General features: G+C 73.4%; 13 protein-coding genes and 1 pseudogene. 10 read left to right on the top strand and 4 right to left on the bottom strand.

The window, feature by feature from the left end; genetic code table 11:
* Positions 1–53: 53 nt before the first annotated feature.
* The 5 genes from U5640_RS41415 to U5640_RS41395 all read left to right on the top strand — a co-directional run bounded on the left by U5640_RS41415 (position 54) and on the right by U5640_RS41395 (position 5,449).
* A complete protein-coding gene (locus tag U5640_RS41415; RefSeq protein WP_340384373.1) occupies positions 54–1,142 on the top strand; it encodes a substrate-binding domain-containing protein in 1,089 nt (362 codons plus the stop codon).
* Positions 1,143–1,199: 57 nt separating this feature from the next.
* The gene (locus tag U5640_RS41410) at positions 1,200–1,973 is read left to right on the top strand and encodes an ATP-binding cassette domain-containing protein (RefSeq protein ID WP_340384372.1); all 774 of its coding nucleotides are present in this window, start codon (positions 1,200–1,202) and stop codon (positions 1,971–1,973) included.
* Positions 1,974–1,978: 5 nt separating this feature from the next.
* Positions 1,979–3,271: a sugar ABC transporter permease gene (locus U5640_RS41405; protein ID WP_340384371.1), complete on the top strand. Its 1,293-nt coding sequence runs from the start codon at positions 1,979–1,981 to the stop codon at positions 3,269–3,271.
* 100 nt (positions 3,272–3,371) lie between these two features.
* Positions 3,372–4,892: a sigma-70 family RNA polymerase sigma factor gene (locus U5640_RS41400; RefSeq protein ID WP_340384370.1), complete on the top strand. Its 1,521-nt coding sequence runs from the start codon at positions 3,372–3,374 to the stop codon at positions 4,890–4,892.
* 80 nt (positions 4,893–4,972) lie between these two features.
* Positions 4,973–5,449, top strand: coding sequence for a tautomerase enzyme (locus U5640_RS41395; RefSeq protein ID WP_340384369.1), 477 nt, complete (start codon positions 4,973–4,975; stop codon positions 5,447–5,449).
* Between the two features lie 28 nt (positions 5,450–5,477).
* Here U5640_RS41395 and U5640_RS41390 read toward each other — a convergent pair whose 3' ends face one another.
* A complete protein-coding gene (locus U5640_RS41390; protein WP_340384368.1) occupies positions 5,478–6,068 on the bottom strand; it encodes a TetR/AcrR family transcriptional regulator in 591 nt (196 codons plus the stop codon).
* A gap of 117 nt (positions 6,069–6,185) precedes the next feature.
* Positions 6,186–9,416, bottom strand: coding sequence for a fused isobutyryl-CoA mutase/GTPase IcmF (gene icmF / locus U5640_RS41385; protein ID WP_340384367.1), 3,231 nt, complete (start codon positions 9,414–9,416; stop codon positions 6,186–6,188).
* Between the two features lie 61 nt (positions 9,417–9,477).
* Here icmF and U5640_RS41380 point away from each other — a divergent pair, with 61 nt between their 5' ends.
* Positions 9,478–9,807: an FAD-dependent monooxygenase gene (locus U5640_RS41380; RefSeq protein ID WP_340385641.1), complete on the top strand. Its 330-nt coding sequence runs from the start codon at positions 9,478–9,480 to the stop codon at positions 9,805–9,807.
* A 23-nt stretch (positions 9,808–9,830) separates the two neighbouring features.
* Here the strand turns inward: U5640_RS41380 and U5640_RS41375 are convergent, their stop codons facing one another.
* Positions 9,831–11,138, bottom strand: coding sequence for an MFS transporter (locus tag U5640_RS41375; protein ID WP_340384366.1), 1,308 nt, complete (start codon positions 11,136–11,138; stop codon positions 9,831–9,833).
* A gap of 172 nt (positions 11,139–11,310) precedes the next feature.
* Between U5640_RS41375 and dhaK the strand changes: the two genes are divergently transcribed.
* From dhaK to U5640_RS41360, 3 genes are read left to right on the top strand one after another with little or no spacing between them, the layout of a single operon-like run.
* Positions 11,311–12,303, top strand: coding sequence for a dihydroxyacetone kinase subunit DhaK (gene dhaK / locus U5640_RS41370; RefSeq protein WP_340384365.1), 993 nt, complete (start codon positions 11,311–11,313; stop codon positions 12,301–12,303).
* 11 nt (positions 12,304–12,314) lie between these two features.
* Positions 12,315–12,914: a dihydroxyacetone kinase subunit DhaL gene (gene dhaL, locus U5640_RS41365; protein WP_340384364.1), complete on the top strand. Its 600-nt coding sequence runs from the start codon at positions 12,315–12,317 to the stop codon at positions 12,912–12,914.
* A gap of 17 nt (positions 12,915–12,931) precedes the next feature.
* On the top strand, positions 12,932–13,342 hold the full coding sequence (locus U5640_RS41360) for a PTS fructose transporter subunit IIA (protein WP_340384363.1): 411 nt from the start codon (positions 12,932–12,934) through the stop codon (positions 13,340–13,342).
* A gap of 343 nt (positions 13,343–13,685) precedes the next feature.
* Here U5640_RS41360 and U5640_RS41355 read toward each other — a convergent pair.
* Positions 13,686–14,381 (bottom strand): annotated as a pseudogene (locus U5640_RS41355) (glycoside hydrolase family 75 protein); the annotation flags it as partial.
* Positions 14,382–14,788: 407 nt separating this feature from the next.
* Here U5640_RS41355 and U5640_RS41350 point away from each other — a divergent pair.
* Positions 14,789–15,736 (top strand): fibronectin type III domain-containing protein, encoded by a 948-nt coding sequence (locus U5640_RS41350; protein ID WP_340385639.1) that lies wholly within the window; start codon positions 14,789–14,791, stop codon positions 15,734–15,736.
* Positions 15,737–15,846: the final 110 nt, after the last annotated feature.

Below are 15,846 nucleotides of genomic sequence, written 5' to 3'. Positions count from 1 at the left end.
TCTCGTCGGTCGCCCGCGATCGACACCATCGTCGTCGACATCAGGTACCACTCATGAAGGCCTGCATACGGGACACGGCCGCCGCCGTGACCGCGGTCTCGGCGGCCGTCGCCCTCGCGGCCTGCGGGGCGGACGCCGGGAACGACCCCGCCGGGGAGACCGCGCCGAGCATCGGTCTACTGCTGCCGGACGCCACGACGGCGCGCTGGGAGGCGCAGGACCGGCCGCTCCTGGAGAAGAAGATCAGGGAACTGTGCGACACCTGCGTGATCGAGCACGCCAACGCCAGGGGCGAGGTCGCCACCCAGCAGGAACAGATGGACTCGATGATCACCAAGGGGGTGGACGCCATCGTGCTGGTGGCCGTGGACGGCAAGTCGCTCGCCTCGTCGGTCGCGGAGGCCCACGCGGCGGGCATCCCCGTGATCGCCTACGACCGGCTGGCCCAGGGGCCGATCTCCGGGTACGTCTCGTTCGACGGCAGGGAGGTGGGCCGGCTCCAGGGCCGGGCGCTGCTCAAGGCGATGGGCGACGGGGCGGCGCAGCCGCAGATCGTCATGATGAACGGTGATCCCGCCGACCCGAACAGCGCCCTGTTCAAGGAGGGCGCGCTGTCCGTGCTGCGCGGGAAGGTGAAGATCGGCAAGGCGTACGACACCCTGCAGTGGCGGACGGAGACCGCGCACATGAACATGTCCGCGGCCATCGCGGCCCTCGGGGCCGACAACATCGACGGCGTCTACGCGGCCAACGACGGACTGGCGGGCGGCAGCATCTCGGCGCTGAAGGCGAACAAGGTCGCCCCACTGCCCCCGGTCACCGGCCAGGACGCCGAACTGGGCGCGCTGCGGCGCATCGTGGCCGGCGAGCAGGACATGACGGTGTTCAAACCCTTCGGTCCGGAAGCCGCGGCCGGCGGGGCGATGGCCGTGGCCGCAGCCCGCCGCGAGAGCCTGGACCGGGTCGCGACGAGCGAGGTGACACCGCGGGGCGGCGACCGGGTCCCGGCCGTGCTGCTCAAGCCGGTGCCCGTGACCGCCGACACCATCAAGGACACCGTGGTGAAGGAAGGCCTGCACACGGCCGAGCAGATCTGCACCCCCCAGCTCCGGCCCGCCTGCGAGGAGGCGGGGCTGATCTGACGGGCCCGCATCGCGCGACTCTGGCCTGGTCCGGGTCCGGGGAAGGAGTTGGTTGCCGTGCCCGATGCCCCCTTGCTGGCGCTGCGCGGGGTGTGCAAGCGCTTCGGCGTGGTCGACGTCCTGACGGACATCGAGCTGGAGATCCACTCCGGTCAGGTCGTCGCCCTCCTGGGGGACAACGGGGCGGGCAAGTCCACCCTGGTGAAGGTGATCTCCGGAGTGGCGCCGGCGGAGAAGGGCGTCATCGAGTGGGAGGGCCGGTCGGTCCACATCAGACGCCCGCACGACGCGCGGGACCTCGGCATCGCCACCGTCTACCAGGACCTCGCGCTGTGCGGGAACCTCGACGTCGTCGGGAACCTCTTCCTCGGACGGGAGATCCGCCGGTACGGGTTCCTCGACGAGATGGAGATGGAGCGCCGCACCCGGGAGCTGCTGGAGCGCCTGACCCGGCGGGTCCCCGATCTGCGCGGGCCGGTCGCCTCGCTCTCCAGCGGTCAGCGGCAGACGGTCGCCATCGCCCGCTCGCTCCTCGGCGACCCCCGCGTGCTGCTGCTGGACGAGCCGACCGCGGCGCTCGGGTTCGAGCAGACCTCCGAGATCCTCGACCTCATCGACCGGCTGCGGGACCGGGGGCTGGGCGTCCTGCTGATCAGCCACAGCATGGGGGACGTGAAGGCCCTGGCGGACCGGGCCGCGGTGCTGCGGCTGGGCCGCAACAACGGCTTCTTCGATGTGAACACCGCCTCCCAGGAGCAGATCATCGCGTCCATCACCGGCGCCACGGAGAACGTGCCCCGCCGGCCGGCCCAGCGGGAGTCGGGGTGGTGAAGGACATGCGCAAGGTGACGGACGGCACTGCGGCCGACGTCGTCGCCGACGAGGGCGAGGGCCGCCCGCCGCAGCGCGAGCGGCTCGCCTCCCGGGCCGTGGACGGCGGGGTCCGTGCCGTGCGCGCGGTGCTCGCGCTCCTGGAGCGCAAGGTGCGGGCGGGGGAGCTGGGCTCCCTGCCCGTGGTGCTCGTGCTCGCCGTCGTCTGGATCACCTTCCAGGCCCTCAACCCGAACTACCTGTCCCCGCGCAACCTGTCCAACCTCAGCGTGGACATCGTCGGGACCGGCCTGATCGCGGTCGGGATCGTCTTCGTCCTGCTGCTGGGCGAACTCGATCTGTCCGTGGGGTCGATCAGCGGCCTGGCGGCGGCCGTCTTCGCCGTACTGAACGTGAACAACGGGGTCCCGGAGTGGCTGGCCGTCGTCGTCGGCGTGCTCACCGGCACCGTCACGGGCACCGTCCAGGGCTTCTCCATCGCCCGGACCCGGGTGCCGGCGTTCGTCGTCACGCTCGCGGGGCTGCTCACCTGGAACGGCCTGATGCTCGCCGTCCTCGGCGACAGCGGCACCGTCAACCTCGACGAGAACGGGCTGGTCGCCAGGTTGACCAGCTACTACTTCACCCAGGACGCCGTCGCCTACGGAGTGGCCGCGGTGGCCACCGCGGCGGTGTTCCTCGGTGCCGACCTGGACCGCAGACGCCGTACGGCGGTCGGGATGCCGCACCGCTCCTCGGCTGCGGTGGCCGTGCGCACCGCGGTCACGGCGGTGGTCGCGTTCGGCGCGGCCTATCTCCTCAACCGTTTCCAGGGGCTGCCGCTCGCCCTGCTGATCTTCCTCGTGGTGGTGGCCGGCCTGGACATCCTGCTGCGTCGCACCCACTACGGGCGGCAGGTGTACGCCCTCGGCGGCAGCATCGAGGCGGCCCGCCGCGCCAGCCTGAGCGTGTTCCGGGTCCAGACGGCCGTGTTCGCGATCTCCGGCACGATGGCCGCGGTCGGCGGGCTGTTCCTCGCCTCGCGCATCACGTCGGTGAGCCAGAGTTCGGGCTCGGGTGTGCTGCTGGTGAACGCCATCGCGGCGGCCGTGATCGGCGGCACCAGCCTGTTCGGCGGGCGGGGTACGACCTGGTCCGCGGTGCTCGGCATGCTCGTCATCCAGTCGATCTCCTCGGGCATGGCGATCACGGACACTCCCCCGGCGGTGCAGTTCGTGATCACCGGTGGGGTGCTGTTCGCGGCGGTGGTCATCGACGCGCTGTCCCGCCACTCGCAGGAGGCGCACGGCCGGGCGTGATGTGCGCCACATCACGCAACCCTCGCAACTTTCCTTGAAAGTTTTGTCATCTAGGCTGACAAACCCTTCGGCCCTCAGCAGGCAACTGGAGCGTTCCTCCATGACCGACAGGTCCACTGCCGTCCCCGCGCAAGCCTCCGCGACCGCCGCGTACGCCCGGATCTACGAGGAGCAGCAGCCGCGACTCGTCGCCTACGCCCGCTCGCTCACCCGGAACGCCTGGACCGCCGAGGACCTCGTCGCCGAGGCGCACTTCCGGGTGTGGCGGCGACTGGCCGAGGGGCACGAGATCGAGAACGTGCCGGCGTACCTCAGGACGACGGTGCGGCATCTCGCGATCGCCTCGGGGACCGCGGTGCGCGAGACACCACGGGACCCGCACACCGACGAGCGCGCGGAGCCGGGCAGGCACGACGGCGACCCGGCCGAGCAGGTGTCCCAGGTGGATCTGGTGGTGCGGGTGCTGGGCCAGCTGCCCGAGCGCTGGGTCAAGGCCCTGTGGCTGGCGGAGGCGGAGGGGCAGCCGCTGGCCGCGATCGGGCCGCAGCTCGGCACCAAGGACGGGGCGACGGCCGTCCTGTTGCATCGCGCGCGGGAGGGCATGCGGCAGGCCTTCCTGCGCACCCAGGCCGGCGCCCCGGACGCACCGGCGTGCCAGGTGCACTGGACCCGGATGCCCGCCTACGTCCGGGGCGCCGCGACGCCGCGCCAGGGGGAACGGCTGCTCGGCCATGTGGACGCGTGCGACGACTGCCGCGCCCGGCTGGCCGCGCTGATGCGCGCCAACGACCGGCTGCCCGCGATCGTCGCGCCGGCGCTGCTGCTGTTCGCGCTGGGCGGCACGGGCAAGTTCCTCATGGCGTTCACCGCGGGGACCGCCGGCGCGGCGGCCACGGCCGGCGGGCACGGCGCCGGTCTGCTGCACGGCGTGCGCCAGGTGGCGGTCGGCGGCTCGAAGGCGCAGGCCGCGGTGGCGGCGGGCGCGGTCGTGGCGGGCGCCGCCGCGTTCGTCCTGGTCATCGGTCCGGGCAGGTCCGCCCCGATACCGGCCCCGCGCACCCCGGTCGCCGACGCGCCCGTACGGCGGCTGCCCGTGGCGGAGACGCCAGCGGTCCCTCCCGTGCTCGCCGCCGCACCGGTCGAGGCGACGGCCGCGGAGCGGGCGCCGTCCGCCGGTGTGGCCGACGCCCCCGGCCCCCCGGGCACCGACGCCGCGCCCTCGCCGGCCGGGACACCGGCGTCGGCCGACAGCGGGCGGCCCGCCCCGCCGGGGGACGGGAAGAGCACCGGCAAGCCGTCTCCCACCGCCACACCGACGGAGGAGGAGACGGCGTCAGCCCCGGCCGACGACGGCAAGGGCGACGGCAAGGGCGACGGCCCGAAGGAGACCGCGCCGCCCGCCACCCCCTCTCCCGAGACCCCGCAGCCCGAGCCTTCGCAGACCTCGGACCCCGAACCGGAGCCCGAGCCCGGGACCGGAACCGGGAACGACGAGGACGGGCACCCGCACTGCCCGCCCGGCCCGGGCAAGGACACCGGCAAGGAGCCCGGACACGGCAGGGGCCGGCACGGCGATCACGGACGTCACCGGGGCGGACACTCCGGGCAGGGACCCCGCTGACCGCGGCCGACGGCCCCCTATGACGACTGTCATAGGCGCCGCGCAGGCCGCTCCCATAACAGTCGTCATAGGGGGCCGTCTTGACCATCATCACCGTGAACGCCCCGACGGGTCGCCTGAGCCCGGACCAGCGCCGGGTCCTGGCCGAGACACTCACGGACGCGGTCCTGGTGCCCGAGGTCGGCCGGTTCAGCCCACCGGCCCGGGCCGGTTTCCAGGTGCACTTCGTGGAGCGCGAGCCGGACATGACGGCGATCGGCGGGCGCCTGCTGACGGACGCCGGTCAGGAGCTCGACGTCATGGTGATCGACGTGGCCGTCATGGACGGCGACTGGCGTCGGGACGTACGCGCGGAGGTCATCGAGCGCCTGCTCGCCGCGCTGGCCGAGGCCTGCGGCCTGCCGGAGCCGTCCCCGGCCTGGTGGGTGAACTTCCGGGTCGTCGAGGAGGGCAGCTGGGGATCCCGCGGCGGCGTCCTGTCGATCCTCTCCCTCCTGGAGAGCGGCGTCTTCACCGAGGAGAAGGCCGAGGCGATCCGCGCGGCGGTCACCGCCTGACGCGGGACGCGGGGACCAGCCCTCCGCGTCACTCGGCGCGCTGGAGGGCGCCCGCGAGCACCGCTTCGAGCTGCCGCCCGACCCGGTCCAGCGGCTGGACGCCGCGCCCGGCCCGGCACATGGCGGTGGCCCCCTCGACGGCGGCCACGACCAGGGCCGCGAGTTCGACGGCCTGGTCGGGGGCGGCCCCGTGCGCGCACAGCGCGTCGGTGAGCAGCCGCTCCCAGGTGGCGAAGGCCTCGGCGGCGGCCACGAGGGCGGGCGCCGCCGCCTCGCCCGGCGGCTCCTCCACGGAGACGGCGAGCACCGGGCAGCCCGCGCGGAAGTCGCTCTCGACGACGATGCCGCGCCACAGGCCGAGGAAGGCCCGCAGTCCGGCGACCGGACCCGCCTCCAGTTCCTTGCGCAGCACACGGGCTACCGCGTCACCGGCGTACCGCACCGCCTCGGTCGCCAGTTGCTGCTTGCCCTCGGGGAAGTAGTGGTAGGTCGAGCCGAGCGGCGCCTCGGCATGCCGGGCCACCTCCCGGATGCTCGCGGCGTTCAGGCCGCGCCTGCTGATCAGGTCGGCGGCACCCGCCACGATGCGTTCCCGCGACGGCGCGCTCGGCTTGCCCACGACCGCTCTCCCTCCGGCGGCCCCGGTCCGGCCGCGCCCCCTCGACTGTAACGCTCGTCATAGCCGGGCCCGGCCGCACCCGCGCCCCGTTCCCGGGGCGCGGACCCGGGGGCCGGATCAGACGTTACGGCGGTACTGGCCGCCCACCTCGAAGAACGCGTCGGTGATCTGCTGGAGCGAGCAGACCCGGGCGGCGTCCATGAGGACCGCGAAGACATTGCGGTCGTTCACCGCCGCGTCCTTCAGAGCGGCCAGTGCCTCGTGCGCCAGGTCGCGGTGTCCTGCCTGGTAGTCGCGGACCCGTGCGAGCTGGGAGACCTTCTCCTCCTCGGTGGCCCGGGCCAGTTCGACGGTGGCGGGTTCGGCGGTGTCCGCGTGCGGGTTGCGGAAGGTGTTGACGCCGATGAGGGGCAGGCTGCCGTCGTGCTTGCGCTGCTCGTAGAGCATCGACTCGTCCTGGATCCGGCCGCGCTGGTAGCCGGTCTCCATGGCGCCCAGGACACCGCCGCGCTCGTTGATCCGCTCGAACTCCTGCAGCACCGCCTCCTCCACCAGGTCGGTGAGCTCGTCGATGACGAAGGAACCCTGGAGGGGGTTCTCGTTCATCGCCAGGCCCCACTCCCGGTTGATGATCAGCTGGATGGCCAGGGCGCGGCGGACGGAGTCCTCGGTGGGGGTGGTGACCGCCTCGTCGTAGGCGTTGGTGTGCAGGCTGTTGCAGTTGTCGTAGATCGCGATGAGCGCCTGGAGGGTCGTGCGGATGTCGTTGAAGTCCATCTCCTGGGCATGCAGGGAGCGTCCGGAGGTCTGGACGTGGTACTTCAGCTTCTGGGAGCGCTCGTTCGCGCCGTACTTCTCCTTCATCGCGACCGCCCAGATCCGCCGGGCGACCCGGCCGAGCACCGAGTACTCGGGGTCCATGCCGTTGGAGAAGAAGAAGGACAGGTTGGGGGCGAAGTCGTCGATGTGCATGCCCCGGGCGAGGTAGGCCTCGACGTAGGTGAAGCCGTTGGCGAGGGTGAAGGCGAGCTGGCTGACCGGGTTCGCGCCCGCCTCGGCGATGTGGTAGCCGGAGATCGACACCGAGTAGAAGTTGCGGACCTTGTGCGCGATGAACCACTCCTGGATGTCGGCCATCATCCGCAGGGAGAACTCCGTCGAGAACAGGCAGGTGTTCTGGCCCTGGTCCTCCTTGAGGATGTCCGCCTGCACCGTGCCGCGCACGTTCGCCAGGGCACGGGCGCGCAGCTCGGCCGCCTCCTCCTCGCCCGGCTCACGGCCCTCGGCGGCGCGGAACCGCTCGATCTGCTGGTCGATCGCCGTGTTGAGGAAGAAGGCGAGGATCGTCGGCGCGGGGCCGTTGATCGTCATGGACACCGAGGTGGTGGGGGCGACCAGGTCGAAGCCGTCGTAGAGCGCCTTCATGTCGTCGAGGGTGGCCACCGAGACACCGGAGGTACCGACCTTGCCGTAGATGTCGGGGCGCTCGTCGGGGTCGCGGCCGTAGAGGGTGACGGAGTCGAAGGCAGTGGACAGGCGGGTGGCGGGCTGGCCCTCGGAGAGCAGCTTGAAGCGGCGGTTGGTGCGGAACGGGTCACCCTCGCCGGCGAACATCCGGGCCGGGTCCTCGCCGTCGCGCTTGAAGGGGAACACCCCGGCGGTGAAGGGGAAGCTGCCCGGCAGGTTCTCCGCGCGCCAGAACCGCACCAGCTCACCGTGGTCGTCGAAGCGGGGCAGGGCGACCCGGGGCACCTTGTTCCCCGAGAGGGACTCACGCGTCAGCTTGGTGCGGATCTCCTTGTCGCGGACCTTCACCACCTGCTCGTCGCCGGAGTACGAGGCGACGACCGCGGGCCAGTTCGCGAGCTGCTCGGTGATCGCGTGCGGAAGGTCGCGACGGGCGCCGTCGAGCAGGGACGCGACGTTCGCGGCGTCCGCGCCGGCCGCGGCGAGTTCGTCCCGTACGGCGTCGAGGCGCTGCACACGCCGGGCCGCCGCCGCCAGCCGGGCGGTCTCGGCGTGGTAGGCGCGGACGGTGTCGGTGATCTCGGCGAGATAGCGCACCCGCTCCGCCGGGACCACCTGCCGGATCCCGGACGAGTGCCGCACGTCGACCGGGGCCAGCGCGCCCTGGACCAGCGGCAGCCCCTGTTCGCCGAGGGCGGTCCGCAGGTGCTGGTAGAGCGCGGTGACGCCGTCGTCGTTGAAGGTGGCGGCGGAGGTGCCGTAGACCGGCATGTCCTCCGGCCTCTTGCCGAACGCCTCCCGGTTGCGGACCAGTTGACGGCCCACGTCCCGCATCGCGTCCTTCGCGCCACGCCGCTCGAACTTGTTGATCGCCACCACGTCGGCGAAGTCGAGCATGTCGATCTTCTCGAGCTGCGAGGCGGCGCCGAACTCCGGTGTCATCACGTACATCGAGGTGTCGACGAACGGCACGATCGCCGCGTCGCCCTGGCCGATGCCCGGCGTCTCCACGACCACCAGGTCGAACCCGGCCGCCTTCATCACGTCGATCACGTCCGACAGGTGCTCGGGCAGCTCACGGCTGCCCCGGGTGGCCAGGCTGCGGAAGAACACCCGGGCGCCGTCCAGGGAGTTCATCCGGATGCGGTCGCCGAGCAGGGCGCCGCCGCCCCGGCGGCGGGTCGGGTCGACCGCGATCACCGCGATCCGCAGCTTGTCCTGCTGGTCGACCCGGAAGCGCCGCACCAGCTCGTCGGTGAGCGAGGACTTGCCGGAGCCGCCCGTGCCCGTGATGCCCAGCACCGGCACCGTCCGGGCCGCCGCCGCGGCCCGCACCTGGGCCAGGAAGTCGTCCGGCAGCTTGCCCAGCTCCGCGCCGGTGATCGCGCGGGCGATCGCGAACCGGTCGCCCGCGAGGACGGCGGACACCTCGGCCGGCTTGCCGTCCCACAGATCGAAGTCGCAGTCCGCGACGACCGAGTTGACCATCCCGGCCAGGCCCATCCGCTGCCCGTCCTCCGGGGAGAAGATGGTCACCCCGCTCCCCCGCAGCCGGGCGATCTCCTCCGGGACGATGACCCCGCCCCCGCCGCCCACCACCCGGACGTGGTCGGCGCCGCGGGCGCGCAGCGAGTCGACCAGGTACTCGAAATACTCCACGTGCCCGCCCTGGTAGGACGAGACCGCCACCCCGTGGGCGTCCTCCTCCAGCGCCGCGTCCACGACCTCCTGCACCGACCGGTTGTGACCGAGGTGGATCACTTCCGCGCCCTGGGACTGGAAGATCCGGCGCATGATGTTGATGGACGCGTCGTGCCCGTCGAACAGGGCCGAGGCGGTGATCAGCCGAATGGGGTGCACGGGACGGTGCACTTCGCTCATGGGGGACCTTCCCGGACGGATCAGGGGTACGCCGACCCCGAGATAGTAGGACGTCCTACTAATTTACCGCAGGGCGGGGGCTCCGGGGCGGGAGCGATGCGATCGACCCCTGACTGTCGAAGTTCATACACATACGGGCGCGATCGTCCGGACGGCCCACGGGGCGGGGCGCCGGCGCACGGTCCGCGCGCGGTACGTCCTGGCGTGCGACGGCGGCAGCAGCACGCTCCGGGTCCGGGCGGGGCGCCCCTGCGCGACCTGGAGTTCGACGAGCCGTGACTCGTCGTCGACGCTGGACCACTGGACGGCTTCGGACGGGCGTCTCGATCTCGAAGACCTGCTGGACGAGGCGTTCGGCGCGCTGAGCCCGGGCTGCCGGCCGCCCCGCTGAGGGTGCGGGCCCGCCCGCGCCGGTCAGGAGCGGGTGTGCTCCGGGGTCTCCCGGTGTCCGGTCGCCGTGTCCGTGGTCCGGCGGGAGGACGTGTCGACGGCGGGGGCCAGGAAGGCGGCGCAGGCGACGCAGCCGAGGACGACGAGCATGGCCGGGCGCAGGCCGAGGTGATCGCCGAGGAAGCCCAGGCCGGGCGGTCCGACGAGGAAGGCGACGTAGCCGATGACGGCCACCAGACTCACCCGGGCCGTCTCGTCGGGACCGGACTCCCCGGCCGCGGAGAGCGCCAGGGGGAAGCCGAGCGAGGCACCCAGCCCCCAGAACAGCACGGCGGCACCGGCGAGGACGGGGCTGTCGGAGACGATGACGATCAGCAGACCGAGCGCGCCGGACGCCGCGCTGGCGCGGACCACGGTGGTCCGGCCGAAGCGGTCGAGGACGTACGTGCCGGTGAAGCGGCCCACCGTCATCGCGGCGGCGAACCCGGCGTAGACGAGGGAGCCCGCGGTGGCGTCCATGCCGTGTCCGTCGACCATCAGCAGCGGCAGCCAGTCGTTGGCCGAGCCTTCGGCCAACGCCATGGCCAGCACGATCGCGCCGATGAGGAGGAGCCTGCCGTCTTTCCACACGGCGGGGTGCGGCCCCTCGACGCCGCCCTCCCGCCGCGCCTCCGGCACGAGCCGGCCGGTGCCCGCCGGGATGGCGCGCGCGGCGAACAGCAGCAGCCCCGCGACGAGCAGGACGACCACCGCGAGGTGCTGGTGCACCGGCACTCCCGCCGCCGTCGCCGCCATCCCGGCGGCGGCCCCGAACACCGTGCCCAGGCTGAAGCAGCCGTGCAGTGCCGGCAGGGTGGTCCGGCCGCTGATCCGCTCGACGTCCGTGCCGTCGACGTTCACGGCCACGTCTCCGCCGCCCATGCCGGCGCCGAAGAGACACAGGCCCGCGGTGACCCCGGCGACCGACGAGGCGAGCGCGCCCGCGCAGATCACGGCCATCCCCGCGATGAGCAGCCAGGTCCCCCAGACGATGACGGGCCGGGTCCCGAACCGGGACACCAGCCGCCCCGAGAGGCTGATCCCGGCCATCGAGCCGAGCGACAGCCCGAACAGCACCAGCCCCATCTGGGCCGTGGACACCTCCAGCCGGTCCCGGATCGCGGGCGTGCGGGTCACCCACGAGGACATGGCGATGCCCGCGATCAGGAAGGCAAGGAAGAGCGACCGACGGCGGCGGCGCACGGCCTTGTCCATGAGACTGCTCCTTGGGGGGCTGCTGGGGCTGCTCCTCCGAAGGAGCGGGAACGGCTGCTTCGAGGCCGCGTGCGGCACCCGCTCGACCAGGCAAATGTACCTGCTTGCACACGACACCGGGGAAGCGCTTTCCCGATCGGCCGGGACCTCCCTCGCGGTCCCCGGACCGCCGCCCACGTGACCTTCACCGCCGCAAGGTCGATAATTCCCTCGGAGGAACCAGGCCTGCTCGTGTCAGTAGGAGGTACCCATGAAGATGTTGATCAATGTGCCGGAGACCGTGGTCGCGGACGCGCTGCGCGGGATGGCGGCCGCCCATCCCGAGCTGACCGTCGACGTGGAGAACCGGGTGGTCGTACGGCGGGACGCTCCGGTGGCCGGGAAGGTCGGACTCGTGTCCGGCGGCGGGTCCGGGCACGAGCCGTTGCACGGGGGGTTCGTCGGACCCGGCATGCTCTCCGCGGCCTGTCCCGGTGAGGTGTTCACCTCACCGGTGCCCGACCAGATGCTGCGCGCGGCGGCCGCCGTGAACAGCGGCGCGGGCGTGCTGTTCATCGTCAAGAACTACACCGGCGACGTGCTCAACTTCGACATGGCGGCCGAGCTCGCCGAGGACGAGGGCATCCAGATCGCCAAGGTGCTGGTCAACGACGACGTGGCCGTCACCGACAGTCTGTACACGGCGGGGCGCCGTGGTACCGGCGCGACGCTCTTCGTGGAGAAGATCGCCGGGGCCGCCGCCGACGAGGGACAGCCGCTGGACCGGGTCGAGTCCGTCGCCCGCCAGGTGAACGAGAACTCCCGCAGTTTCGGTGTCGCGCTCAGCGCGTGCACCACGCCCGCCAAGGGCAGCCCAACCTTCGACCTGCCGGCCGGCGAGCTGGAGCTGGGCATCGGCATCCACGGCGAACCGGGCCGGGAGCGGCGGGCGATGATGACGTCCGGGGAGATCGCCGACTTCGCCGTCCAGGCCGTCCTGGACGACATGCCCCCGCGTAATCCCGTCCTCGTGCTGGTCAACGGCATGGGTGCCACTCCACTGCTGGAGCTGTACGGCTTCAACGCGGAGGTGCAGCGGGTGCTGAACCAGCGCGGGGTGGCCGTCGCCCGGACACTCGTCGGCAACTACGTGACCTCCCTCGACATGGCGGGCGCCTCGGTGACGGTCTGCCAGATCGACGAGGAACTGCTGCGCCTGTGGGACGCGCCGGTGAGCACTCCGGGCCTGCGCTGGGGCATGTGAGGGGAGATCCTGTGCTCGACGCCGACTTCTTCCGCCGTTGGATGACGGCGACCGCCGCTTCCGTACACCGCGAGGCGGAATGGCTCACCGCTCTCGACTCCCCCATCGGGGACGCCGACCACGGCAGCAACCTCCAGCGCGGGTTCACCGCGGTGACCGCCGCGCTGGCGAAGGAGGAGCCGGACACGCCGGGCGCGGTTCTCGTCCTCGCCGGACGGCAGCTCATCTCCACCGTCGGGGGCGCCTCCGGCCCGCTGTACGGCACCCTGCTGCGCCGGACCGGCAAGGCGCTCGGGGACGCGGCCGCGGTGAGCGAGGCGGAGCTCGCCGACGCGCTGCGGACGGGTGTGGACGCCGTGATGCAGCTCGGGGGCGCCGCCCCGGGCGACAAGACGATGATCGACGCCCTGGTGCCGGCGGTCGCCGCGCTCGGGGACGGGTTCGGCGCCGCCGGCACAGCCGCCGAGCGGGGCGCCGAGGCCACGATCCCCCTCCAGGCCCGCAAGGGCCGGGCCAGCTACCTCGGGGAGCGCAGCATCGGGCACCAGGACCCGGGGGCGACCTCGTCCGCCCTGCTGATCGCGGCGCTCGCCGAGGCCGACGGGAAGTGAACGGAAGTGAGGCGACGGTGAGCGACGAGAAGCTGGTCGGGATCGTGCTGGTCTCGCACAGCGCGGCGGTGGCGAACGCCGTGGCCGAGCTGGCGAAGGGCCTCGCGGGCGGCGGCGCGGCCGTCCCCGTCGCGGCGGCGGGCGGTACCGAGGGGGGCGGGCTGGGCACGAGCGCGGAGCTGGTGGCCGCCGCGGCCGCCTCCGTCGACCGGGGTGCCGGCGTCGCCCTCCTCACCGACCTGGGCAGCGCCGTGCTCACGGTCAAGGCACTCCTCGCCGAGGGGGACGAACTCCCGGCGTCCGCCCGCCTGGTGGACGCCCCGTTCGTCGAGGGCGCGGTGGCCGCGGTGGTCACGGCGGCGACGGGAGCCGACCTCGACGCGGTCACGGCGGCGGCCTCCGAGGCGTACGCCTACCGCAAGGTGTGAGCGGCCGCACCCCGGTCCCTCTCCGGCGGCGGCGAGGGCGGCGCGGGCGGTCCGGGCCGGCTCGGTCCGGGCCGCCGCGCCCGCCCCGCTACTCCTCCCCCGGGTCCTCCCCCGCCTCATCTCCGGCGTCCGCTCCCGTCTCCTCGTCCGGCCCGGCGTCGGTGGCCTCCGGGAGCGCGCCGGTGTCCTCGGCCTGCTCGGCAGCCTGGTCGTCGCGCGCCGTCCGGGCGGCCGGGCCGGCCTCGGGCCGTCGGTCCTCGCGGGCCGTCGGACCTCCGCCCGCCGGCGCATCCGGGGGCCGGGCATCCGCCGCTCGCGGCCCCGGCGCCGCCCGGCCGGTGGCCCGGACGAACGAACGCGCCAGCCGTTCACCGGTCTCCACTGCGGCCTCATGGCTCTCGATCGGGGTGGCGCGGGAGTCCCGGAAGACGATGTAGGTCACCCCGGAGGGGGTGCCGCCGCCGTGCGGGTCGGGGCGGATGCCCAGGGCCGCCGCGGTCGCGTAGGACGCCTCACCGATGATGTCGGGCGGGCCCACGTCGCCGACGACCGCGTACTGGACCCGGTCGCGGTAGACGACCGCCGCCACCGCGCCTCCGCGCACCCCGTGATCGCCGGGGTTCCACAGGTCGCTCGCCTGGGGCACCACGATGTACGGCAGGGTCTCGGCGCTGAGGTAGCGGCCGTCGGACTGGGTGTACGCGGTGGCGTCGGAGAACAGCGGGTCGGTCCCGCTGTTGCAGTGCGCTCCGGGACGTCCGTCGCAGTCGATGTCCAGGTCGGCCGTCCAGAACACCGCCTCGCGGGTGCCGCAGACCGGCACGGTGGCGGGCATCCCGTCGTCCGTGCGGTAGCGGCCCCGGGAGACGGCAACGCAGTCGCGAACCCGGGCCAGCAGGTCGGCGGCGCGGACGGCGCCCTCCTGGCGTATCGCGGGTGCACCCGGGCTGCCCCGGTCGTGGCGGGCGGCGACGGAGCCGGTGGTCGGGGCCAGCAGGACGAGGCCGGCCGCGGCCAGGGTCAGCGACTGGGCGCGCACGTGGGGGGACCCTCTCGTGGGACGGTGACGGACACTCAGCCCAATCTGGTGGGAGCGGCCCGTGGGGGCCATTCCGAGGGGGCCGTACGGTGCACGCTTCTGACGGCCCGACAGGGGCGGGGGGCCGGCCGGCCTCTCGGCTCCGGCCCCCCGGCCCGCTGCGCCGGCGCGGGATCAGCGACGACAGCGGTCCGCGCCACCGGCCTGAACTCGGTCTCCCCGAAGGAGAGTTCGGGCCGGGAGGAGGATCAGCATACGTAATTTTCCTGAGCGGTCACGCAACCGGCGGTGACCAGCGGCCGTCTTCGCGGGTTCGCCCTCTTGCCGAGCCCGCACCCTCCCGCCATATTGGTCCGGACCAATACCGCCGCGCATCGGTGACGGGAGGCGTAGCCGTGCGCCGTGTGATGCTCTGCGGGCTGGCACTGGCCGTGTCGTGCGGGTGCTCGGCCGGCGGCGGGAACGGGGAGCGGCCCCCGGGCGCCCCCGCGGGGGTGACCGCGCGGGCCGGGAGCGCGACCAGTGTGCACGTCATGTGGAACGCGGTCACCGCCGATCCGCCGGTCGGCGTCTACGAGGTCTACCGGGGGACGGCGAAGGTCGCCGACGTGCCCGGCACCGCGCACATGCTGGACGTCGTCCGGCTCGCGCCCGCCACCTCCTACGTCTTCACCGTGCGGGCCCGCGACGGTCGGGGCCGGCTCGGGCCGCCCAGCCGGCGGGTGCGGGCGACGACCGCGGCGGCGTCCGTGGCGGACACCTCCGCGCCGGCCCAACCGGGGCGGGTCACCGGCCGGCCCGCCAAAAGCCGCGCGGTCCAGCTGTCCTGGTCCGCGTCCACGGACGACCGGAAGGTGGTGTCGTACGACGTCTACCAGGGCGGTGCGCGGATCCACAGTGTCGGCGGGGGCCGGACGGCGACCCTCATCACTGGGTTGCGGCCGGGCACCGCGTACACGTTCACCGTCCGGGCCCGGGACGCCGCCGACCATCTGTCCCCGGCCGGCCCTGCCGTACGCGTGTCGACGCCGGCCGGGGCCGGCGGGACGGCGGGTACGGCGCCTTCCGGCTTCCGCGCCACGGCCCACCGCGCGGCCGACGGGGCGTACTACCTCGACCTGTCCTGGGTGGCACCACCGGTGGACGGCGTGGTCACGGAGTACGGGATACGGCTCGACGGCTCGACGGTCACCTCGCTGGTGTGGGGCGGGACGCCCCCGCGCGGCAGGGCGGCGTACCGCTTCTGCCCGGGACGGGAGAAGGGGGTCACGCACCGGGTGCGGCTGCGGGCGCGGCTGCCGGACGGGACGTGGGGGGCGTACTCGGCGGAGCGGACGGTGACCACCGGCGTGTGAGCGGGGGGCCTCGGAACGTGCGGGCGGGGGCCGCCCCCTGGGCCGTCCGAAGGAATCCGTCACCTGCGCGGATGCGGTCCGGGTGCGGGCGGCTCCGGCGGCACATTGGC

Origin of the sequence: Streptomyces sp. SS7 (assembly GCF_037993025.1) — a bacterium.
Lineage (GTDB): Bacteria > Actinomycetota > Actinomycetes > Streptomycetales > Streptomycetaceae > Streptomyces.
This window is presented reverse-complemented; position numbering and strand designations above follow the sequence as displayed.

Coding starts and splice junctions, on each gene's coding strand:
- U5640_RS41415 (WP_340384373.1), top strand. CDS start 54: ATGAAGGCCTGCATACGGGACACGGCCGCCGCCGTGACCGCGGTCTCG.
- U5640_RS41405 (WP_340384371.1), top strand. CDS start 1,979: ATGCGCAAGGTGACGGACGGCACTGCGGCCGACGTCGTCGCCGACGAG.
- U5640_RS41400 (WP_340384370.1), top strand. CDS start 3,372: ATGACCGACAGGTCCACTGCCGTCCCCGCGCAAGCCTCCGCGACCGCC.
- icmF (WP_340384367.1), bottom strand. CDS start 9,416: ATGAGCGAAGTGCACCGTCCCGTGCACCCCATTCGGCTGATCACCGCC.
- dhaK (WP_340384365.1), top strand. CDS start 11,311: ATGAAGATGTTGATCAATGTGCCGGAGACCGTGGTCGCGGACGCGCTG.
- U5640_RS41350 (WP_340385639.1), top strand. CDS start 14,789: ATGCTCTGCGGGCTGGCACTGGCCGTGTCGTGCGGGTGCTCGGCCGGC.